We start from the raw sequence: 22,146 nt of genomic DNA, 5'->3' as shown, positions 1-22,146 counted from the left end.
ATTTAGGAGAAGATCACGGTGCTGCTTTGCAGCATCTTCCCTTCAGGCCCCCGCCTGAAGTAGAGGGCCCTTCGGGGTCCTACGTCTCCCAGACGTGAAGCCTCCCTGTTCAACTTGCCGGGAACCTAACGGTTCCCGGCATTTTTTCTTTCGGGATGGCGCAATCTGGTCCACTTCTGGTCCACACTCATCTTCGCTGCCCTGCCGAGAACAAGCTTTCACCCCAGGGGGGGCGGGGGCACCCCCGACCCCGCCGACGCGATCCCGGCAATGGCCACCTCCCCCTGCCCCTCTGAGGCGGCGAGCACTTCTGAAACCTCTGTACACGATGGAGCGACATCACAGTTTATGGGTTTCGGAGGACCAATCGCTGAAGTCTGCTAGCTGAATAAAAGATCTAGCGTCGGTTCGGACGATCCATTGCCATCGCCTATTTGAACGTACAAGAATAGGTTGCTCAAACCTGAGCAACCGCCTCTCTAGAGGCTTATTCAAACTCGATCCGGGCCCTCCTCGTGCAGTCTCTAAATTTCGAATATCTGAGAGATCGATATCCGGAGCTGGCCAGCTTGGGTGGCTTCGCGGAGCAATATGCGTACAGCGATCCGGCAAGCTCTTTGGTCAAACTGCGCACCTTCGGGGAACAATTCACGGGTGCGCTATACCTGGGACTTAAGTTGGATCGCCCCTATTCCCGCAGCTTCGCAGACCTGCTGGCCCACCCGAGCTTCGAGAAAGCCATTCCGACAGGCGTACGCGAAAAACTCCACGCATTGCGTAAGCACGGAAACGCTGGTGCCCATGGAGAAACCGTCGCCTCCAACACCGCATTGTGGCTAGTGAAGGAAGCAGCGTTGCTCTCCGCCTGGATGGCGATGAACTTCCTCCAAGTGAAGAAAGAGGAACTGCCCACTTACATCGCCCCTACACCTCCCGCAGATACCAAGGCGGTTCAGGAAGAATTGGATGTGCGCAACTCGGAGCTTGAGAAGATCGTTGCCAAGCACGACCAACTCAAAGCCGAGTATGAAGAGGCAAAACTCAAGGTCGTCGAATTGGAGGCGATCCAGAAGAAAGGCCAAGCCACGGCCGACCAGCTCTCCTTCTCTGAGGCAGAGACGAGGACTAGGCTTATTGACACTGCTCTCGTCGGCGCTGGTTGGGATGTGGGCGTTGATGGCGCTGACACTGGCGATGTCACGCAAGAAGAAGAAGTCACTGGCCAGCCCACGGATAGCGGCATCGGTTACGTGGATTACGTGCTCTGGGGCGACAATGGACGGCCCCTAGCCGTGGTCGAAGCGAAGAAGACGGCTGTTGACCCTGATAAAGGACGTCATCAAGCCAAGCTGTACGCCGATGCGCTTGAGAAATCCCATCTTCAGCGCCCGGTCATCTTCTACACGAACGGCTACGACATCTGGATGTGGGACGATGCCGGGGGGTACCCCCCGCGCAAGTTGTTCGGCTTCTACTCGAAGGACAGCCTGGAGTACCTGGTTGGGTTCCAGAGGGATAACAAGGAGGGTCTCGCGAAGCTTTCGCCCGACGCTGCCATCGCTGGGCGGCTTTATCAGATAGAAACCATCAAGCGCGTCACAGAGACCCTATCAAAGCAGAAACGAAAGGCCTTGATCGTACAGGCCACGGGCACAGGCAAGACCCGTGTGGCAGTCGCCCTTGCCGAACTACTCATCCGCGCGAAGTGGGTTCGCCGGGTTCTATTCCTCTGTGACCGCCGCGAACTGCGAAAACAAGCCAAGAACGCATTTGCAGAATATCTCGACGAACCGATCACTATGGTCGAGGGAAAGAAGTCACGAAACGATGCTGCACGCATCCACATCGCGACATACCCGGCCATGATGCAGGTTTTCCGCAGTTACGACGTCGGCTATTTCGACCTGATCATCGCCGATGAGAGCCACCGCAGCGTCTATAATGTGTATGGTGATCTGTTCCGTTATTTCGATGCCAATCAGGTCGGCTTGACCGCCACTCCCGTTGAGTTCGTCTCTCGGAACACTTACGGCCTGTTCGGCTGCCAGGACCAAGATCCGACGGCCCATTACCCTTTGGAGCGTGCGGTCGAAGAGAGCTTTCTGGTTCCTTACGAGGTGTACGAGTACACGACCAAATTCCTGCGCCAGGGGATCAAATACAACCAACTATCAGACGAACAGAAGAAGAGGCTTGAGGAAGACGGGGAAAACGCGCAGAGCCTCGATTACGACGCACCGCAGGTCGATGCCCAGATCTTCAACAAAGATACCAATCGTATGGTGATCCGGAACCTGATGGAGCACGGCATCCAAGATGCAACGGGCCAGAGGGTTGGAAAGTCGGTCATCTTCGCGCGCAGCCATCGGCACGCGATCCTGCTGCAAGGTCTATTCGACGAGATGTATCCGCAGTTCGGTGGAAATTTCTGTCAGGTCATCGACAATTACGACCCTCGCGCCGAGCAATTGATCGATGATTTCAAAGGTGAGGGAACGAACCCCAATCTGACGATAGCCATATCCGTGGATATGTTGGACACGGGCATCGACGTGCCGGAGATCGTCAATCTGGTATTTGCGAAACCGATAAAATCGAAGGTCAAATTCTGGCAGATGATCGGACGGGGCACGCGCCTCTGTCCGGACTTGTTTGGACCTGGGAAGCACAAGACCGTCTTTCGGATATTCGATCACTGGCAGAACTTCGAGTTCTTCGAGCAAAACAGGCCCGAAGCCGAGCCGAGCCAGGGGCGCCCTCTTCTTCAACAAGTGTTCGAAGCACGCTTGGATCTAGCCGATGCAGCCCTAAATGCTGCGCAACCCGAGACATTTGAATGGATCGCAAAAATCATCCGCGCCGATATCGTCGCGCTACCGGATGAGACCATCCCAGTTCGCGAAAAATGGGAGATCCGCCAGACTGCATTGCAATCCGGTGCCATCGAAGGCTTTGCACCGACACTGGTTGCCGCGATCCGAAACGACATTGCCCCACTCATGAAGTGGGTCAACATAAGAGGGCTCGCCGACGCCTATCGGTTCGACCTGTTGGTCACTCAGCTTCAGACAGCACATCTAACGGGCGCTGCATCCTTCCAAGACCTCAAGGATGAGCTGTTGAACCAAGTCAACGGCCTCCAGTTCAACCTCAATCAGGTGAAGGAGAAGGCAGAGACCATTCGTGCAATCCGGAAACCAGAATTCTGGACCAATGTGACAACCGAAACTCTTGAGGAAGCACGGCTCGAATTGCGCGGCATAATGCAGTTCCGCGACAAGAGCACAATGCCCCCCCCGGTGCCGCCCCGCGTCATTGATGTGGAAGACACAGAGGCCGCACGCCAACAGCGCCTTGCCCGGATAAAAACCATCGACATGGCCGTCTACAAGCAGCGGGTCGAACACGCACTGGCAGAGCTGTTTGAAACCGACGCCACTCTAAAGAAAATACGGCGAGGCGAACCTGTCACGGAACAGGACCTTACAGCCCTTACATCTTTGGTTCTGACGCAGCATCCGGATGTCGATCTTTCCGTACTCGCTGATTTTTATGCCGACCTCGCATTGCCTTTGGACCATATTTTGAGAACCATCATCGGCATGGATCAGAACGCGGTCCGCTCGCGTTTCACGGATTTCGCACAACGGTATCCAGCCCTGACCGCGAAACAGACGCGTTTCCTTGGGATGCTGCAGAACCACATTGCCCAATACGGCGTGGTCGAGATCGAGCGGCTATACGACCAACCGTTCACGCGCGTCGATCCGGATGGTCCCGACGGTGTGTTCTCTGAAGACAGTCAGATCGACGACTTGCTGGACATCGTACGATCGTTCCAGCCAAAAACACCTCATCACCCAGCTGAGGACCAAGGGGCATAAAATGATCACGGGGAAACTGCGCAGCCAAATCGATAAGCTCTGGGAGGAGTTTTGGACGGGCGGCATCACCAACCCGCTGACCGTTATCGAACAGATCACATTCCTGATGTTTGCCCGCATGCTGGACCTGCGGGAGCAGAAGCTGGAACGCATCCAGATGCGCACCGGCAAGGATCAGGATTTTCTGTTCAATGACGACCAGCAACACCTTCGCTGGTCCAAGTTCAAGGATCTGCGTTCGACGCAAATGCTCCCGCTGGTTCGAGATGAAGTGTTTCCTCACTTCCGCACCGTTGCCATGGATGGCGCGGTCTATGCCGAGTACATGAAAGACGCCCAACTGCTGATCCAGAAAGAGAGCCTGCTCGTTTCCGCTATTGGCATGGTGGATGCACTCCCACTGGAGGACGATGACAGCAAAGGTGATCTCTATGAGTATCTACTCAGCAAGCTGACAACTGCCGGGATTAATGGCCAGTTCCGCACGCCGCGCCACATCATCCGCTTTATGGTGGACATGCTGGAGCCAAAGCCGACGGAAACCGTGGGCGACCCCGCCTGTGGCACCGGTGGGTTCCTCGTCGGCGTAGCTCAGTATCTTTGGGAGACCTACACATCTCCGGATCAGGTGTTTGTCGACCCCGAAACAGGCGCGAAATCCTATAGTGGCGACAAGCTGGAGCCCTATCTCGATCACGTCCGCCGGCACATGTTCCACGGTTTCGATTTTGACACCACCATGCTCCGTATCGCGGCAATGAACCTGCTCCTGCATGGCGTCGATGCACCAGACATTCACTATCAAGACACGCTCGCAACCGGCTTCACTGAACGGTTCCCGAAACGGGCACGTGATGCGTTCGACATCATCCTCGCCAACCCGCCGTTCAAGGGATCACTTGACGAGGAGGATGTGCATCGCTCTCTCACAGCCACAGTGAAAACTAAGAAGACCGAGCTGCTGTTCGTCGCTCTGATCATACGTATGTTGAAGTTGGGCGGACGGTCGGCGGCTGTCGTTCCGGACGGCGTCCTGTTCGGCTCCTCCAAGGCTCATCAGGGCCTGCGCCAGAAGCTTGTCGACGAGAACCAGCTGGAAGGGGTGATCTCGCTTCCCTCCGGTGTATTCAAGCCCTATGCAGGCGTCTCTACAGCCATCCTCGTTTTCACCAAGGGCGGACGCACGGACCGGGTCTGGTTCTACGAAGTGGAGGCGGACGGCCTCTCGCTCGATGACAAGCGCAACAAGGTGAACGCGAACGATTTGCCCGATGCACTGGACCGCTGGCGGGAGAGGAATGCGGCTAACGTCGATCACAACGATCGCACCAAAAAAGGCTTCTGGGTTCCTGTTGGGGAAATCCGTGAGAAGAAGTTTGATTTATCAGTCAGCCGCTACAAGGAAGTGGTCCACGAGGCTCAGGAGTACGAGCCTCCGATGCAGATACTGGCCAAAATGAAGACGCTGGAAGCCGAGATTTTGGGCGACCTCAACGAGTTGGAAGTCATGCTCAAAGACGCCGGGGTGGATCGGGTCGAGGCAGCGGAATGAACGAGATAAATTCCCGCGATGAGTTGATTACCGCGATGCGAAAAAGGCCCCGCGAAAGGAACAAGAAAGGAAAAGAAGTTAAGGAACTGATGTCTGATCTGGCCAACCTCAGTTCCCACACTGAAATCGATCAGAAGCTGATCAAACGGATCGCCGAGGTCAAAAGCCCTCGACGAGCCGCTTTGGTTCGCGACAACGACGCCGACTTGGTCGCAGAAGCCGTCAGGCTCGCATTCAACACGACGACCGTGAAAAGTGAAACCATCCGTATCTCGATCCTAACTGCATTGCGCGGGGTATCCGTGCCAACAGCGTCAGCGATCCTTGCGTGGCGAGAACCTAAGAAATGGGGGGTTATCGATTTCCGCACCTGGCAAGTCATGAATGGGGCCGGATTGTTAGAACGGAAACTTGAGGACGATGGAAGCGTCGCGCTCCAAAAAATCTACGGCGTTAACCTTTCTCCCTATAATTGGTCCGATTACATCGCCAAGTTGAGAAGCTTAGCTAAAGAGCTGCACTGGAAGCCGCAACAGGTCGATCAGTGGATGTTTTGGTGGCACAAAGATCACAGAGATAGTTACCCGCAGCGACCAAAAAAGGTGGCGCAATGAGCGCTGTGACGAAGATACGAGACCTAGTCGGTCGCGAATGGCCAAGGGTTGCGCTAGGGGAGATCACCGCGCCGATCAAGAAACAAGACCCAAAACGTCAGCGAAACCAGAAGTCATTCAGGTACGTGGACATCTCATCGGTCGACAAGGATGTAAAGCAAATAGCGGATGTTCCAACTGTTGCAAGTCAAGACGCACCAAGCCGAGCACGACAGGTACTGCAAGCACAGGACGTAATCGTATCTACAGTTCGACCAAACCTGAATGGCGTCGCCATGGTTCCAGGCGAGCTTACTGGGAGCATAGGGTCCACAGGTTTCTCTGTGCTCCGAGCTAAACAGAACGCTCTTCTTCCGAGTTACCTATTTCAGGTTACGAAGACGCCGGGTTTTGTGGAATACCTCGTCAGGAATTCCACTGGGGCGAACTACCCTGCGGTTACCGACAAAGTGGTTAGATCTTTCGAAATCCCCCTCCCGCCACTAGAGGAGCAGCGGCTTATCGCTGCCATCCTCGACAAGGCCGACGCCATTCGACGCAAATACGACCAAGCCCTCGCTCACTCCAATGCCTTCCTGCGCTCCGTCTTCTTGGAGATGTTTGGCGATACTCTTAATAACTCCGCTCAATTACCTATGGCTCCACTTGGAGATCATCTTGATTTTTTAACAAGCGGTTCACGAGGGTGGGCGAAGTACTATGTCTCTGAAGGCAGTAGTTTCATTAGAATTCAGAACGTCCGTTCCGATGCGTTCGATGAAAATGACCTAGCTCACGTAATTCCCCCAAACACTGCCGAAGCTAATAGAACACGGGTACAGCCTGGGGACGTGTTGCTCAGCATAACCGCAGACCTAGGCAGAGTTGCTGTTGTTCCAGATGACATCGGAGACGCATACATCAACCAGCACCTGGCGCTTCTCAGAACAAGTTCCATTGAGCCAGAGTTTTTGGCTAGTGCGTTGTCTAGTAGAGGGCCACAGCACGAGTTCAAGCGACTGGATCGATCGGGTGTGAAATCGGGTTTGAACTTCGACGACATCCGATCCGTGCCGATTGCCGTTCCACCACGGTCGCAACAGCAAGATTGGGTTCGGATCAAGCAGGCGGTGAGAAAAACGAAAAAACGGCTAACTGAGAATGAAAAATACTGCGTCAACCTAGCCAACGCTCTCTCCCAAAATCTACTGCATTAAAAGAAGCATCGCGATGACTACTCCATCGATCATATCTTTCGTAGAAGCGATGGCGGCAGGCACCGGGAAGAAACATCTCCTTCTCGGAAACGGTTTCAGCATCGCCCTGAAGCCTGACATTTTCTCCTATAACGCATTGTTTGAAGACGCTAATTTCGATGATGCTCCGCACCTTCGTGAGGTTTTCGACCTACTTCAAACACGGGACTTCGAGACAGTTATCAAAGCACTGCTAGATACCTCAAAGGTGCTTCCGGCCTACGAGGGACTACCACCCGAACTGGTTGACGCTCTCGCAAAAGACGCTGAAGCGATCAAGACAATCCTTGTCGATGCGATTGCCGGTCGGCACCCAGACCGTCCCTACGATATCGAAGATGAACAGTACGCAAATTGCCGTGCATTTTTGAACCAGTTTGCCGAGAACAACGGCCACATCTACACGCTGAATTACGATGTCCTGCTTTACTGGACAATGATGCACGACGACGAAGAAATGGATGATCTCGGCTACATGTGTGACGACGGTTTTCGCGCGCCGGACGATGATGATGGAGACGATTTTGCGGAGTATGTGACTTGGCAGGAAAGCCAAAAAGCAACAGTCCATTTTCTGCATGGTGCCCTCCATCTGTTTGATGCAGGGCACGAACTCCAGAAATACACTTGGTCACGAACGGATCGCCCCATTATCGATCAAGTTCGCGCTGCGCTTGATGCCAATCGATATCCGTTGTTCGTATCGGAAGGCGACAGCACCTCAAAGCTCACCAAGATCACGCACAGCGCTTACCTGCACAAAGGTCTGCGAAGCTTAGAGAGCGTCTACGGAAGCCTGTATATCTATGGGCACTCGCTTGCCGACAATGACACGCACATTTGGAGAGTGATCGAAGACGGCAAAATTGCGCGCCTGTTCGTCAGCATCTATGGCGATCCGAATACGCCCGAAAACCAACAGGTGATCGCACGCGCGCAGCAGATGAATACGAACCGTCAAACGCGAACCAGAGGCCGAAAGTCGCTTGATGTCGTTTTCTTTGACGCAGAAAGCGCGCAAATTTGGGGTTAGCTCTATGACAACTCTCTACAAGATCGATGGTAGCGGTCTCGTCCCGGTCAAGCGTTCGTCATTGGCCAATGAAGCCATGTTGCAAGGCTGGGTCGCGAAAGATCCCAGCATTGTAGGCCTGGACGTTCTCGTGATTGGCCGGGAAGTAACCATCGAGAACGGCGGACGGATTGATATTCTCGCCATCGACCGCGAAGGTGACCTCTCGATCATCGAGCTGAAGCGGGACAGAACGCCGCGCGAAGTCATTGCACAGGTACTCGACTACGCGAGCTGGGTTGCCGGGCTGACGACGAAAGACGTGCACGAGATCGCGAATAGAAAGCTCAATGGGTCCCTGACGGATGCCTTCAAAGAGCGGTTCGAAACCTCCTTGCCGGAAACCCTGAACGGCAACCACAACATGGTCATCGTCGCCAGCGAGTTCGATGCATCGTCCGAGCGTATCGTGAAGTACCTCGCCAACGTGCACGGTGTGGCAATCAACACCGCCTTCTTCACGATATTCGAAGAGAACGGCCAGCAGCTTCTCGCCACAGATTGGCTGATGGACCAGCAGCAGGTTGTCGAACGCTCCGAGAGCAAAAAGAAGGCGCCCTGGACAGGATACTATTACGTCAACGCCGGCGATGACACCAACGTCCGCTGGTGGGAAGACATGCGGCAGTTTGGCTTCATCGCCGCAGGCTACGGTCGTTTCTACTCCCAGCGCTTAGAACAACTTAGCGCCGGCGATCCAGTTTACGTTTATCAGAAAGGGCAAGGCTACGTTGGCTTCGGCATAGTAAGAAGCCCCTCCGTCATGGCCAAAGACTTCGTGCTGTCGGACGGTCGATCACTCAGCGAAGTGCACCTTCGGCAACCGAATATCCTCCACGACCCGGACGACCCTGAAATTGCCGATTATGTAGTCGGCGTCGAATGGAAGAAGACTGTCCCAATTGCCGATGCAAAGACATTCTCTGGCGTATTTGCCAACCAGAATGTCGTCTGCAAGCTAACCCATCCGGCGACCCTCGATTTCTTAGCCACCGAATTTGGTAGCGTTGATGCGGATGAGTAAAGAGGATCTGCTTCACTAGCGGCAAATGAGGCAGCCACGTGATTAACCCTTATGATCCAAGCGAGAGCATCGAAGAGCAGATAGAGCAGGCCTATGACAAGGTCCGCCCTGAGATCGATGAGGTAGCTGAGCGCCTGCGTAGAGTGGCGATGTTCGCGAATAGCGGCGGGTTGCTATCTACGCTCACTTTGAGTGGGACACTCATCGCACAGCAGAATGAGCTCCCTTTGACCGTGTTCCTGGCTGCATGCTGCTTTGTGCTAGGTGCTGCCGCGACTGTGGGGGTCTCATCCCTAGAATGGGGTCGCCTCCACAAGGCAGGGCTTCGCCTTGCGTCGACTGTTGTTGACGAATACCCAATTGAAGAGGGTCGGTTGGCCCAAAAAAGGTTCTCAAGAGCAAGGCTCTTATGCCTGACTTTGGCGTACGGCGCACTCGCCTCTGGAATTGGTTTGGGGCTGCTCGGACTTTTTGCATTCACGCCCAAACAGTAGTCCGCGTTAGAGGCCAATTTGGCTGGTCGAGCCACTTTGCGCGCCTTAGGCGCAATTGCGTAAGCATCTGCCGTGACACAAAGACGGGTCATATTGAATGCAGAACTACGTGCCCATGCAAAATAGCGCACATCGATATTTGAAGCGGCAGAACGCGACAGACAACACCCCCCTAAAGGGGGGGTGTCTTGTCTGTCTCGTAAGGTCTCTGCGGGACGCGACACGACAGATACGCGACTTGTCTCGCTTGTCCCAGAATTCGGGAGCGTTGAGGGCATCTTCGGCTCCCAAACCGCATCGACCTCTTGGTCGAACGCGATTTGACCAACTTCAGCAAGAGCATCTCGGGCGCGCAAAAAAGCCTTACGTCTCGTCGCTGCGTTATCTCCATCTGCAATTCGCGGAGAAGCAAGGCAGCGATTGCGCCACTCTTTGTAAGAAACCGGGATGTTGGCGCCCAGCGGCGCACTATTTTCGTCAGCTATTTTTTCGGCCATCATCTCCGAGAGCACTTCCAAGAGCACTGGATCGGCTTTACCACGCGGCTTCCCACTTGCGCATTGCACGAAGTCTGCAGGGACCGCCACACATGTCGTGACGTCTTTTCCCTTCCTGTTCCTACCCATGACGACGACGTCCAGACGAAATCCAAAAGCAATTCCGGTTTCGCCGTCGCGGCTCTTGGTTACTTCGATCTTTCTGCTTCCGTTAGAGGAAGTGATCTCAATCTCGGCGTCAGCAGCGGCTCTCAGGGATGAGTGGCCGCGTGCACCTCTGGCCTGGTCCTTACCGCTGTGATGGACGGCCAGGACCGTACATCCAATCGCTTCGCGGACACGATCCATATTTTTAATGAACTTGGTCATATCGCTGCTGGAATTCTCATCACCGCCCCCGAAGTTCCTCGAGAGCGTGTCCAGTACCAACAGTCCAATTGGATGCCCGATTTTCTCGCCCAACAATCGCAGTTCATCGATTAGAGCAACGACGTCAGCTTCCGAGCTCCTCAGATCAAGTGTCGCATCGGTCTGGTAGAGCGGTAGGTCTGAGATACCGTATCGACTACACCACGCACGGAAGCGATTGCCTGTTGCCCTGCCGCCTTCGGAAGACACGTACGCTACCGCCGCTTGCTCAACGTCTTTCCCACGCCACGGAACTCCCGCCGCAATGTGGCCGGCTAGATCTATAACGGCGAACGTCTTGCCATGCCCTGACTGGCCATAAACCGTCACAACACCTTGACGGGGGATGACGTCTTCGATGAGGGCATGCTGATCAAGCACCGGGTCAATTTCCGAGGCTTTTCGCCATCCGAATGCCGTCTTTTCTGTCCCACTCTCCGAAGAGGACGCGGTCTGCGCCGACGCGCACGGGCTTTTGCACTTCGAATATGCCCGCTGGACCTCACGCCAAAGGTCGGCTCGGCCCTCAAGGTACTTTTCAGCCGGACCAGACGGATGGTTGGACATGATGGCGAAGACCTCTTCCACCGCAATGTGGAGCTCCTTGAGCCAGCCTACGGCGTGCATGAAGTCTTTTGATCGATCTCCAGTTTGCCCGTCGCAGATCAATGATTTCAATTCAGAGGGCAGCGCTTGCATCAGGCCGTCCGCATCGATCTCATCCCAGCCATCGGGCGCTTCGCCATGGGAAGGCTCGAATGACGCGTCGGTATTGCGGGGAACCCAGTCAGGAACCGGTGCCGGCTCGTCGTCTTTTTGGCAAACGTATTTGCCGATGAGCTCGCCTGTGATCTCGTCTCGAAACTCTGACGGCTCCAAAAGAATGTATCCGTCGTGTTTGATGTCGACGCCTTTGCAAAGGCTTCCTCTGAACGACTGGCCTCCGTCCTTGAAAATGAAGTGTCTGCCCCCACGCGGGGTCGACTGTTCCCAGGTATCCGGCAACTCCCGAAATTGAACGAAGGCGTGCCAGGCGCATTCGGGCTTGTAAGCATCCACATCGATTGCCGCGAGGCCTGACTTTTTCAGGTTTAGGCCAATGTTCGCATTCGGCCACTTCCGCCACCATGCCTCAATGACGTCAGGATCGCGGGACGCCAAATGGTGCCCCCCATTTCCGCCTTCGACAGCCGGCAACAAACAGGATTTGTCCGCTCTGCACGGCAGGACAAAATAACCACGAGCTGCATATTCAAGGGCCGCTTGCCCCATCGCGGAGAGTTCAGTTTGCGCTTCCGCGCTTCTCTTGTCAGACATATCTCGACCTCATATGAGGCCGCATAACGCACTCAAATAGTTGACTTTTTAATGACTGCCATGTAGGGTGGCAGATGTGTTGGTGACGATGTCGCGGGCGTTGCGCGGCGTTGTTCGGGAGTGATAAGCGGGGCTGGGAAGAGCCCCGCTTTTATTTTTGATTGTCAGGCAGCACGGGGTTCGATCGCAGGAAAGCTCTCGACCCAATCCTGAAAATCGACCGCTCTAAAAAACGTCCGCCGGCCACATTTCACAGCGCGGAGTTCGCCAGCGGCGATCCTTCGATAAAGGGTTGCACAGCTAATCCCAGCTACGTCGCAAACCTCTTGGACACTCATTAGCTCACGGCTCATCGTTGATCTCCTCTACATGTCAACGACGATCATCTCGTCGCAGGAGAACGAATAGCCGCTCAAACGACCGCAACTCGCCCTACAAATCATCGCAGGATTTGGGGCTATATTCGCTTTGAGAACCGTTCGATCAATTCCCGTCCATGACCATTCTCTGCCCAGCGCTCGCCGACGAGAGGAGATTTGTGCACTTGGCCATTTGCATCCGTCCACGACTTCGCTCGGCCCTCCCAAGCCTTGCGAATGACATCGGCGCCACCAAGCTCCGGCCAATCGTCGGAGGCTCGGATCGCCGCTTCCCGGATGGATAAACCTTGCTTAGCCCGATAGTAGGCTATCGCTTCTACTCGGAGATGTGATCTCCAATGCTCTGAAAAATATTGTAGGTCACTCGGACCGCTGGAGCCGACCACCCCAAGACCTTTCGCAAGAGCATCAGAGACATCTCGCGAATTTCTACCTTCAAGGATGGCTTCAACGGCTCCGGAGAATGCGTTCCCGAGAACATCCAAGGCGTGACGAGGTAGTTCGACCTCATAGCCTTTGGCGCGAAGCCCCAAGAGCAGCATCACGCAATGAGCTTCGTGATCACCGCCCTCAACGGTTCCTTCAATCGTCATTAGATCTTCCGGGATGATTTTGAGCCGCTTCCTCCGCGACCCGCTCATTGGATCTGCCCCAACGGAAGCGACACCACGTTTCGGCGCCCGAGCACTTCCTGCTCGATGAATACGGCCCACCGGTTCAGAGCATTGCTAAGCTCCCTCAGGCGTTGAGAGCGATCATACACGGCGGTCACCCCCATCAACCTCATTGGCGAATGAGCAAGTATTCTGGCAATGACGTTTTCCGGAATGCCAAGCTCCCCCATGCCTGTGGCGACACCCCGACGCAGATCGTGCACGCACCACGGCTCATCAAGTTCCGCTGAGACACGGGCCGCCTTGGCGGCAGATCGCCATCCAGCGTATGGCCTCACTCCATCGGTCGAGAAAATCATGTCCCCCAGCTGTGGCATCGCCTCCAAGATCTCAACGGCCTGCTGAGGTAATGGCACCAGATGTGGGCGCCTCCCCTTCATCCGGGAAGCCGGAAGCGACAAACATGTGTACCCGTCTATTTCGATCACCTCGGCGCGATTGACCTCCGTCCATTCCTGTCGACGAAGCGGTACAAGTATGAGCAGCCGGATGAGCGCTCGTGGAATGGGCTGCAACTGCTCGGCGGAACGCCAGATCCTCACTATCTCGGTAACGTTCAGCACCCTGGAGTTGCCTTCCTTCGCTTTCCGGATGCTGGTTTCTTCAACCCTCGCCGTCCGCGCCACTGGGTTCTCCTGCACCTCTCCTTGTGTGACCAACCACGAATAGAGGGCGCTGAGGGTGCTTCGGACGCGGTTGACCTCAGCAGTGAGCCGCTTCTTTGTCTTCAGATGCGTGAGCAGCCGAGCCACATGACGTTGCTCGATATCTCGGACATCAAGATCACCGATCTTCTCAAAACCCAGTACGTGGAGTTCGAGACGACGCCGGCATTGATCAGCTGACCGGTTGGTGCTTGCCGACAGCCAAAGATCTGCCGCAGCTTTGAGTGTCAGCTTTGAAGGTCGGATGAACTCATCTCGCGGGTCTATCCCACGCCGAGCTTGGTTCCGCCAATCTTCCGCGATCCGCCGGGCCTGTGCGACGCCTATGGACGGATAAGCACCAAGATCCCGCCTGACCCTGCCTGCGCCCCTAATTGATAAACGCGTGGACCACGATTTCGAGCCGGTTGGATGCACGCGCAATGCCAACCCGCGAACCTCGCTGTCTTGGATCTCGTATAGATCGGCGCGAGGTTTCGCACTCCGATAAACGGTGTCGGTGGTTGCCATGCGTGCTCCATCGGCAAAGATCTGGTCCATTTCTGGTCCACAGAATGATGAGCGAACATGACCTGTTATGCAATCACATGAAACGAAGAAATATAATAATTAATTGATTTTTATGAATTAATTATGACGCCTGAGAAATCATGAGATTTCATGAGAAGCTACACCCTACGTCTCCCAGACGTGAAGCCTCCCTGTTCAACTTGCCGGGAACCTAACGGTTCCCGGCATTTTTTCTTTCCGGGTACGGCTTCGGATCCTCCCCAGCCCCTATAATCTTCGCCGCTCTGCCAGATCAGGGGGGGGTCCGACTGATTTCTGCGCGCATGTCCGGCAAGAATTTCGATACAGTCGACCCTGTGTTCCGAGCGCTGTGGAGAAAGATCAATGATTCAGTCCAGGGTAGCCATGGTAACCGGCGGCGGAGGCGGGATAGGAGCTGCCATGGCGAGCGCCGTTGCGGCGCGCGGCGTCAGGATCGCGGTGACAGACATCGATCTCGCAGCTGCCGAAAAGGTGGCGCAGAACCTTAACAAGGCGCACGGAGACGGATCCGCCATCGCGCTCGCGCACGATGTCTCCAAGGAAGCGGACTGTGTGCGCGCCGTCAGGGATACGGTTGACCGCTTCGGCAGCGTCGACATCCTCTTCAACAATGCCGGCATCAGCGTCAGCAGCTTTCGCGGCGATGCGGAAACCAACCTTCCGACAATCACGGAACTGACGCCCGATCTGATGGACCGCTTCTACCGCATCAACTTCATGGGGGCGGTCCACATGATCCGCGCCACCGTCCCCGCCATGGTCGAGCGAGGCTGGGGCCGGGTCATCAACAATACGACCAGCTTCATCACCATGATGCGTGTCCTCCCATACGGCCCGCTGAAAGCCGCACTGGAGGCAAGCTCGGCCGTATGGGCGGCTGAACTCAAGGACACCGGCGTGACGGTGAATGTCCTGGTTCCGGGAGGCCCAACCGATACCGCTTTCATCCATCCCGATGCCGGCATTCCGAGGGAGAAGATGCTCAAGCCGTCCGTCATGGGACCGCCGGCGGCATGGCTGGCCAGCCCGGACTCCGACGGCATCACGGGCAAGCGCTATATCGCGGGGTTCTGGAACACCTCGCTTCCGGAGCGCGAGGCTGCCCGCGAGGCCGGCGCGCCCATCGGCTGGCCCGACCTCGCGGCCGCAACCAGACTGTGGCCTGGCGAGGAACCGGGGAAAGGCCCCGGTCAGGGGCTATGAGACCGTCTTAAGAATCTGCGTATGCGACTGTGGGGACCGATCAGCAACACCATCTCGGGCCTCAAAGCGATGCATGACTGAGCAAAATGATCCGCAAAACCAAGAGACGGTGCCTTTGCTACTCGCGGAAGTGACCCCTTAGGGTCGCCTGCTGCCAGGATGAGCGCGGAGGGATTGAATCCCAGATCAGGAGGGAGGGGCTGTTCCTTTATGAGGACTCAGCGATGTCTACCGAGCTTGGAGAGTTTGGAAGCTCCTCACCCCACGCTCCCTGGACTAGGGGAGAATTGGCCGGCCAGAAGCGACCTCTCAGACCGAAAAGCGATCTCGGCCCGCCGTATGTCGAATTCGCATCTCCGATTAAAGGTCTGTGACTAGGCGTGATGGCAGATCGAGATGAGAATGCCGACCCTCGGCCTCACTAATGCTTTCATCAGTCTGCTTGAGCCGGATACATGCGGTGTAACGCGCCGGAAGGAACAGCAAGATCAAGGCGACGACGAAGGCCGCACCTGAGCACCTGACCGGGCACAAAGCAGCCCACGGCATACGGTTGCCTCAGTCGCGATTGGCGTCGCTGCACGTCAGGGAGCCGATCTCTGCATGAGGTCAAATCGAAGGCTCAATCCCTTCATGTCCATCCATAGCTTTGAATTCAAAAGGATTTCCAAGACCAATTCAAAGTACGCCCTAGACAAACGAATACTTAGTTCACGGCTTCCGGGCGGATCGGCGATGGTGGCAAAAAAAGGCTTGCCGAGGCATCGACACCGGCTCCGGCGCGGGAGGATCAAATGGAAGAAGACCACACAGCGTCAGGCTGGCGGGTCCGGATGGACGTGGTTCGCGGTTCTTTACCGATACTCGACTTGATCGGCTGCGCAGCACTCCTGGTGATGTTCTGGCAATATTTCGCGCAGGCTTCGGCTCTGCCGCCACCGTTCAACAAGATCGATATCGGGGCCGGCGGATTTCCCATCTTGCTGGCTGTTGCCACCTTGATCGCCATCGTGTCGGTCGCGGGTGCCGCCATCGTGCGATTGGTGGACCCGGTACCCGTTATCTGGGTGTCGATCCGGCGGCCGCTATTCGTTTTGGCAACAGTTGGGCTTCTGGTTCTCCAGTCAATCTGCTTCGAAGCGCTCGGCATGCTGCCGAGCGTTCTGACCTTTGCCCTATTAACGATGCTGGCTTGCGGCGAGCGCCGACCATTGCACCTGATCGGTGTTCCCGTCGCGCTGGCCGCGTTCATCTATCTCGTTTTCCGCCTCGCGCTCGACGTCAATTTGCCCTGAAGGACCGCAACATGCTTGAGAGTCTTGCGATCGGTTTTTCCGCCTTTGGCGACCCAATGGTCTGGATCGCCCTCGTATTTGGCGCTTTGGCGGGCTACCTGATTGGGGCTATTCCGGGCCTTGGTCCGAGCCTCGGCGTCGCGCTGTTGATCCCGTTCACTTATGGAATGGATCCGGTCGTTTCGATCGTCGGTCTTGTCGCGCTTTATGCCGCGGCGGAATATGGTGGCGCGATCACCGCAATCTTGATCAACTCTCCTGGTACCGCCGCCGCGGTCGCTACCTCTTGGGACGGTTATCCGCTGACCAAACAGGGACGGACGGGAGAAGCGCTGACGGTTTCGATCTTGTCGTCGGGCGCGGGCATCTTCATTTCGACCCTGTTCCTGATCCTGACAGCGGTTCCGCTGTCCGAATTCGCCCTGCGCTTTGGCCCGGGGGAATACTTTGCCTTGGCCCTGGTGGGTCTCAGTCTTGTGGCCGGCCTTTCTGAAGGATCGCCACTTAAAGGAACTGTGGCGATGGGGATCGGTCTCGCACTGGCCACTGTCGGTCTCGATGTGCAGACAGGCGTGCCACGTTTCTCAATGGGCAATCCCGAGTTTTATGAAGGTCTGCCGCTGGTTCCCGTTCTGCTGGGACTCTACGCTCTTTCCGAGGTCTTATTCATGATTGAGGAGGGTCCGTCGGAAAAACTGAAGAGTACACCGATTGGCGGACTCCTGGCATTGCCGGTTAAAACGATCCTGAGCCTCAAAAAGGTCATCCTGCGCAGTTCTGTACTCGGTTATGCGATCGGAGTCATTCCCGGAGCAGGAGCGTCCATCGCATCCTTCGTGTCCTATGCGGTTTCCAAACGGGCTTCCAAGACACCGGAGAAATTCGGCAAGGGCTCCCTCGAAGGGGTTGCCTCATCGGAAGCGGCGAACAATTCTGCTGTGGCCGGGGCATTGGCGCCTCTGCTGGCGCTTGGCATTCCGGGTTCTCCCACAACGGCGATTATGGTCGGTGCGCTGATGGTCCAGGGCATCCAGCCGGGACCGCTTCTATTCGCCAGATCGCCCGAAATCCCCTACACGGTCTTTGCTTCGCTTTGGGTCGGCGTGCCGGTGATGGTGCTGGTCGGTCTAGCGGGGGCAAAGGTCTGGGCCCATGTCGCGAATATCCCGCGCCCAGCCGTTGCCGCGATCGTCGCTGGAATCTGCTTTGTCGGCGCTTACGCTTCGCACACCACGATGTTTCCGGTTCATGTCATGACAGTGTTTGGTGTGCTGGGATATGTCTTGCGCAAGCTCAAGTTTCCACTGGCGCCGATCGTCCTCGCACTGGTCCTCGGCGAAATGATGGAAACCAGCTTCCGACGCGCGCTGATCTCGAACAAAGGCGAATGGGACATCTTCTACACCTCGCCCATGACCGTGATCCTAATCCTGATCGCCGTTCTGGCTCTCGTTTGGCCCGGCGTATCCCTGGTGCGGGCCCGCCGCGCCAAGGCCAGGTCGATTTGACCAAGTTTCGAGTCCCCGTTGCCTGACAAACGCTCAGTTCACCCAGGCAACGGGAACACGGAAACTACCCCCATGGTGGGAACACCGCAAAATTCGAAGACTGCCATGGGAGGAAGAAATGACAGCGTGCAACCTTAAGAAACTGGTCTTGGGCATCGTCGGCGTCGCGACCCTGACATTGAGCGTCGCCCAGAGTGCGGAGGCCAAAGACTGGGCTCCGGATGCGCCAGTCAGCTTTGTTCTGCATACCAAGCCGGGAGGAGGTGTCGATGTGTTCAGCCGGACCCTGGCAAAAGAGTTGGAGCCGATCATCGGCCAGTCTATCGTGGTTGTAAACGCACCCGGCGGCGGCGGTGCGACGCAAATGGCCAAGCTTCGCGTGGCCAAGCCCGACGGTCTGACCCTTGGCGTCAACACCGTCACCCACCTGACCGGCATGAAAACCAATCTGCGCGGCACCTTTTCGCCTGAAGATTTCGAGTGGATTGCGCTGGCTCAGATCGACCCGATCATGTTCTTCGTGGCCAAGGATTCCAAACTGAACTCGATCACCGATCTGGTCGAACTGGCCAAAGCCAATGGCGGCGAAGTGAACATCGCCGGTTTCGGTCCCGTCGGCTCGATGCAGAATATCGGCATGGCGATGCTGGAAAAAGCCGCAGGCGTGAAGTTCAACTGGGTTGCCCACCAGTCGACCCCCGATATCATCGCCGCCGTTCTCGGGGGGCACATGGATGTCGGCGTATCCAACCTCGGTCCGACCCTGTCGTTTTTCGAGGCGGGCCGCCTGAAAGGACTTGGTGTTCTCGGCGACAAGCGTCTGGCTTCTTTGCCCGACATGCAGACCTTTGGCGAGCAGGGTTACAACGTGGACACCAGCTGGCTGCAGATTCGCGGTGTCTTTGGTCCCAAGGGCATGCCGATGGAGCTGCAGCAGCAGATCGCCGATGCCATCCACAAGGCCATGGCGAGCGACAGCTACCAGACCTACGCCCGCGCGGCCGGGGTCCAGGACAGCGATTACGGCCCCAAAGAATATTCGGCCTTTATCAAGCAGATGAGCTCTGTGGCGGAAGAACAGCTCAAGGCGGCTGGCATTATCGAGTGATTTTTCGTTCCCGGCCTCTCCTTCGAACAAAGGAGAGGCCGTTCTCAGACGGTTTCTCATTCACGGAAGGTGTCCAACATGACCGGTGCATTCACCGGCCTGCGGGTCGTTGACACGACGCATGTTCTTGCCGGCCCTTACGCGAGCTACCAGATGGCGCTTCTGGGAGCGGAGGTGATCAAGCTCGAGGCTCCGAATGACCCCGATCAGGCCCGGTTCACCGGCACCGATCGCGATCTGGTTCGGGACGCCATGGGAACAGCGTTTCTGGCGCAAGGCGCTGGCAAGAAAGCGCTGGCGCTGGATCTAAAATCCGAGGCGGGCCGTGGTGCCTTGCTGCGGTTAATAGAGACAGCCGATGTCTTTGTGGAAAATTACCGACCTGGCGCGTTCAACGAGCTGGGGCTCGGTTATGAGGATATGGCCCGGATCAATCCGCGCCTGATCTATTGTTCGGTGTCCGCCTTCGGTGCAACCGGACCGCGCCGGCATCAGACCGGCTATGACAATGTTATTCAGGCTTTTTCCGGTATCATGGACATGACCGGACATGGCGATGACCGCCCGCTGAAATGTGGCGCGCCCGTTGTTGACTATTCGACCGGCTTGACGGCGGCCTTTGCGATTTCCGCCGCGCTGTTCCAGCGTGAACGCACCGGTATGGGGCAAAACATCGAAGTGTCAATGCTGGACGTCGCGCTCACGTTGATGACCGCGCCCGCGACGGATTTCCTTTGGACGGGCAAACACCCCAAGGCCAAAGGCAACAAGTTTGCCTTCGCGACGTTGGGCATGTTTCAGGCTTCCGATGGCCCGATTATGATCGCCGCCTCGAACCTGCGTCAGCAGCGGCGGCTGTGGATCGGGCTGGGCCGCGAGGATCTCGTCAAGTCGGATAACCTGTCTCGGATCGACGATTATGAGACAGAGCACGCGGCGCTGGAGTCGATCATCTCGACCATGCCCGCCGCCTATTGGGAAGAGTTCCTGACGGAGCGACGGGTCCCGGCGTCCCGCGTTCGCCGCCTGGAAGAGGCGTTGAACGACCCCCAAGCCGAGGCACGCGCACAATTCCTGCGGCTGGCGGACCCTAGCGGCCGCCTTGACGGGCTACGGGTTCCCTCGGTCGCGTTCCGGATGTCGCAGTCGGATTCCGGTGTGACCCTGCCACCTCAGCGGGTGGGGGCGCAAACGGCGGAAGTTCTGCGTTCCATCGGCTTTGGCGATGACGAAATCGAAGCACTGTGTCTGGCCGGTCTGGCGCTGCAGGCCGGAAGCTTGGTAGCCAGGGAAGAGGCACAGTCATGACAACCGCTATCGAAAGACTGGCCGGTCTGGCCGCAGATTGGTTGCACGTGCCCATACCGCCCGAGGTACTTCACGCGGTACATTGCGCGACGCTGGACTGGTTCGCCACGACCCTGCCGGGCACATTGCAGGCTCCGGCCACTTTGTTGTCGGCGACTGGACTTGGCCGCCCGGGCGGCAATGCCTGGTGTTATACGAGTGAACGGCGGATTGATCCCCGCGGAGCCGCCTTCATCAATGGATCGGCCAGCCACACGGTCGAGTTCGACGATATATACCGGGATGGCGGTTATCACCCCGGTTCACCAACCTTTGCAGCGGCGTTGGCCGTAGCGCAGGATATAGGTGCGCCGAGGGATGCGTTCGACCGCGCGGTGATCGGCGGCTACGAGGTCGGCTGCCGCTTGGCGATGGCACTGCAACCCAGCCACTACGAGTTCTGGCATATCACGGGCACTGTCGGTACCTTCGGAGCGGCTGCGGCTGCGGCGATGCTGCTTGGCTGCGACCGCGACGGGATCGCCAATGCACTCGCCATCTCGGCCAGCCTTGCCGGCGGCATTCAGCAAAACCTCCAGGGACAGAGCATGGTGAAAGCGATGCATTCCGGACATGCCGCCGATGCGGGAATCCTGGCCGCCTACGCCGCCCTTGCCGGGGCGACCGGCTCTTGGGAAAGCCTGGATGGTTCCAAAGGCTATGCCGCGGCAACCAGCGATGGCATCGGCAATTGGGAGGCTGCATTTGAGGGCGCGGGGGATTGGACGCCGATCACTCGCATGACGGTAAAGATCCACGGCTGTTGCGGGCACATTTTTCCGTCTCTGGATGCTCTCGCGATGCTGCGTGCCGAGCACGGCTTCGGTCCCGAGGCGGTCGAGGCGATCCACATCGAAGGCTACGGTGCCACCAAGGATATTTGCGACCGTCCGAACCCGCGGAGCGCGCAGGAGGCGCGATTCAGTGCGCAGTACTGTCTGTCGGCACTGTTGGTGCTGGGAGGCGTGCGGCTTGCCGCATTCACGCCCGAAGCTCTGAGGGACCCGAATATACGCGCGATCATGCCGCGCATCACCGTTGAGAGGGCCGAGGATCTGGCGACAGAATATCCGCGCAAACGCATGGCTCGTCTGCATGTGCAGCTAAAGGACGGGCGCAAACTGTCGCATTTCCAACGCTCGCGGCGCGGTGATCCGGACAACCCGATCTCGTTGGCCGATCTAATGGCAAAATATGAAGAACTGGCTACTTCTGTTCTGCCGGAGGCGGAGAAGGACCGGCTGCGCCGGATCATTTTTGACGGCGCCGAACTGCCCGACGCTGTGACCAAGAAAACAAAAGTTAAGAATTGAAATC

The 22,146-nt window shown here is 56.8% G+C and carries 16 protein-coding genes; 12 read left to right on the top strand and 4 right to left on the bottom strand.

The window, feature by feature from the left end; genetic code table 11:
• Positions 1-569: 569 nt before the first annotated feature.
• The 6 genes from IG122_RS18855 to IG122_RS18830 are packed head-to-tail and all read left to right on the top strand — an operon-like array spanning position 570 to position 9,381.
• Positions 570-3,884 carry a DEAD/DEAH box helicase family protein gene (locus IG122_RS18855; protein ID WP_226893739.1) on the top strand — a complete coding sequence of 1,105 codons (3,315 nt, stop codon included), beginning with the start codon at positions 570-572 and terminating at the stop codon, positions 3,882-3,884.
• A gap of 1 nt (position 3,885) precedes the next feature.
• Positions 3,886-5,436 (top strand): type I restriction-modification system subunit M, encoded by a 1,551-nt coding sequence (locus tag IG122_RS18850; protein ID WP_193187401.1) that lies wholly within the window; start codon positions 3,886-3,888, stop codon positions 5,434-5,436.
• The gene (locus IG122_RS18845; RefSeq protein ID WP_193187398.1) at positions 5,433-6,050 is read left to right on the top strand and encodes a hypothetical protein; all 618 of its coding nucleotides are present in this window, start codon (positions 5,433-5,435) and stop codon (positions 6,048-6,050) included. Before IG122_RS18850 ends, IG122_RS18845 begins: the two co-directional genes overlap by 4 nt.
• Positions 6,047-7,246, top strand: coding sequence for a restriction endonuclease subunit S (locus IG122_RS18840; RefSeq protein WP_193187396.1), 1,200 nt, complete (start codon positions 6,047-6,049; stop codon positions 7,244-7,246). The genes IG122_RS18845 and IG122_RS18840 overlap by 4 nt, the downstream gene beginning before the upstream one ends.
• A gap of 13 nt (positions 7,247-7,259) precedes the next feature.
• A complete protein-coding gene (locus IG122_RS18835) occupies positions 7,260-8,318 on the top strand; it encodes a DUF4917 family protein (protein ID WP_193187394.1) in 1,059 nt (352 codons plus the stop codon).
• Positions 8,319-8,322: 4 nt separating this feature from the next.
• Positions 8,323-9,381, top strand: a complete 1,059-nt coding sequence (locus IG122_RS18830) for a PDDEXK family nuclease (protein ID WP_193187392.1) — start codon at positions 8,323-8,325, stop codon at positions 9,379-9,381.
• Positions 9,382-9,472: 91 nt separating this feature from the next.
• Here IG122_RS18830 and IG122_RS18825 read toward each other — a convergent pair whose 3' ends face one another.
• The 4 genes from IG122_RS18825 to IG122_RS18810 form a co-directional block, all read right to left on the bottom strand.
• Positions 9,473-12,097, bottom strand: a complete 2,625-nt coding sequence (locus IG122_RS18825; protein WP_193187390.1) for an AAA family ATPase — start codon at positions 12,095-12,097, stop codon at positions 9,473-9,475.
• Between the two features lie 164 nt (positions 12,098-12,261).
• Positions 12,262-12,435, bottom strand: coding sequence for a helix-turn-helix domain-containing protein (locus tag IG122_RS24565; RefSeq protein ID WP_226893754.1), 174 nt, complete (start codon positions 12,433-12,435; stop codon positions 12,262-12,264).
• 119 nt (positions 12,436-12,554) lie between these two features.
• Positions 12,555-13,070 (bottom strand): hypothetical protein, encoded by a 516-nt coding sequence (locus IG122_RS18815; protein WP_193187386.1) that lies wholly within the window; start codon positions 13,068-13,070, stop codon positions 12,555-12,557.
• Positions 13,071-13,114: 44 nt separating this feature from the next.
• The gene (locus IG122_RS18810; protein WP_193187383.1) at positions 13,115-14,326 is read right to left on the bottom strand and encodes a tyrosine-type recombinase/integrase; all 1,212 of its coding nucleotides are present in this window, start codon (positions 14,324-14,326) and stop codon (positions 13,115-13,117) included.
• Positions 14,327-14,710: 384 nt separating this feature from the next.
• Between IG122_RS18810 and IG122_RS18805 the strand changes: the two genes are divergently transcribed.
• The 6 genes from IG122_RS18805 (at position 14,711) to IG122_RS18780 (ending at position 22,142) form a co-directional block, all read left to right on the top strand.
• Entirely contained in the window at positions 14,711-15,571 is an 861-nt protein-coding gene (locus tag IG122_RS18805) for an SDR family NAD(P)-dependent oxidoreductase (protein WP_226893738.1), read from the top strand.
• A gap of 794 nt (positions 15,572-16,365) precedes the next feature.
• Positions 16,366-16,866 (top strand): tripartite tricarboxylate transporter TctB family protein, encoded by a 501-nt coding sequence (locus tag IG122_RS18800; RefSeq protein ID WP_193187379.1) that lies wholly within the window; start codon positions 16,366-16,368, stop codon positions 16,864-16,866.
• Positions 16,867-16,877: 11 nt separating this feature from the next.
• The gene (locus IG122_RS18795; protein WP_193187377.1) at positions 16,878-18,374 is read left to right on the top strand and encodes a tripartite tricarboxylate transporter permease; all 1,497 of its coding nucleotides are present in this window, start codon (positions 16,878-16,880) and stop codon (positions 18,372-18,374) included.
• Positions 18,375-18,492: 118 nt separating this feature from the next.
• Entirely contained in the window at positions 18,493-19,482 is a 990-nt protein-coding gene (locus IG122_RS18790; protein WP_193187375.1) for a Bug family tripartite tricarboxylate transporter substrate binding protein, read from the top strand.
• Between the two features lie 78 nt (positions 19,483-19,560).
• Positions 19,561-20,790, top strand: coding sequence for a CaiB/BaiF CoA transferase family protein (locus IG122_RS18785; protein ID WP_193187373.1), 1,230 nt, complete (start codon positions 19,561-19,563; stop codon positions 20,788-20,790).
• The gene (locus IG122_RS18780; RefSeq protein WP_193187371.1) at positions 20,787-22,142 is read left to right on the top strand and encodes an MmgE/PrpD family protein; all 1,356 of its coding nucleotides are present in this window, start codon (positions 20,787-20,789) and stop codon (positions 22,140-22,142) included. Before IG122_RS18785 ends, IG122_RS18780 begins: the two co-directional genes overlap by 4 nt.
• The last annotated feature ends 4 nt before the right edge of the window (positions 22,143-22,146 follow it).

Origin of the sequence: Nisaea sediminum (assembly GCF_014904705.1) — a bacterium.
GTDB lineage: Bacteria > Pseudomonadota > Alphaproteobacteria > Thalassobaculales > Thalassobaculaceae > Nisaea > Nisaea sediminum.
This window is presented reverse-complemented; position numbering and strand designations above follow the sequence as displayed.

Bases quoted from the DNA above. Each gene is read 5' to 3' on its own strand.
- IG122_RS18850 (WP_193187401.1), top strand. From the start codon at position 3,886: ATGATCACGGGGAAACTGCGCAGCCAAATCGATAAGCTCTGGGAGGAG.
- IG122_RS18845 (WP_193187398.1), top strand. From the start codon at position 5,433: ATGAACGAGATAAATTCCCGCGATGAGTTGATTACCGCGATGCGAAAA.
- IG122_RS18840 (WP_193187396.1), top strand. From the start codon at position 6,047: ATGAGCGCTGTGACGAAGATACGAGACCTAGTCGGTCGCGAATGGCCA.
- IG122_RS18835 (WP_193187394.1), top strand. From the start codon at position 7,260: ATGACTACTCCATCGATCATATCTTTCGTAGAAGCGATGGCGGCAGGC.
- IG122_RS18830 (WP_193187392.1), top strand. From the start codon at position 8,323: ATGACAACTCTCTACAAGATCGATGGTAGCGGTCTCGTCCCGGTCAAG.
- IG122_RS18825 (WP_193187390.1), bottom strand. From the start codon at position 12,097: ATGTCTGACAAGAGAAGCGCGGAAGCGCAAACTGAACTCTCCGCGATG.
- IG122_RS24565 (WP_226893754.1), bottom strand. From the start codon at position 12,435: ATGAGTGTCCAAGAGGTTTGCGACGTAGCTGGGATTAGCTGTGCAACC.
- IG122_RS18815 (WP_193187386.1), bottom strand. From the start codon at position 13,070: ATGACGATTGAAGGAACCGTTGAGGGCGGTGATCACGAAGCTCATTGC.
- IG122_RS18810 (WP_193187383.1), bottom strand. From the start codon at position 14,326: ATGGCAACCACCGACACCGTTTATCGGAGTGCGAAACCTCGCGCCGAT.
- IG122_RS18805 (WP_226893738.1), top strand. From the start codon at position 14,711: ATGATTCAGTCCAGGGTAGCCATGGTAACCGGCGGCGGAGGCGGGATA.
- IG122_RS18800 (WP_193187379.1), top strand. From the start codon at position 16,366: ATGGAAGAAGACCACACAGCGTCAGGCTGGCGGGTCCGGATGGACGTG.
- IG122_RS18795 (WP_193187377.1), top strand. From the start codon at position 16,878: ATGCTTGAGAGTCTTGCGATCGGTTTTTCCGCCTTTGGCGACCCAATG.
- IG122_RS18790 (WP_193187375.1), top strand. From the start codon at position 18,493: ATGACAGCGTGCAACCTTAAGAAACTGGTCTTGGGCATCGTCGGCGTC.
- IG122_RS18785 (WP_193187373.1), top strand. From the start codon at position 19,561: ATGACCGGTGCATTCACCGGCCTGCGGGTCGTTGACACGACGCATGTT.
- IG122_RS18780 (WP_193187371.1), top strand. From the start codon at position 20,787: ATGACAACCGCTATCGAAAGACTGGCCGGTCTGGCCGCAGATTGGTTG.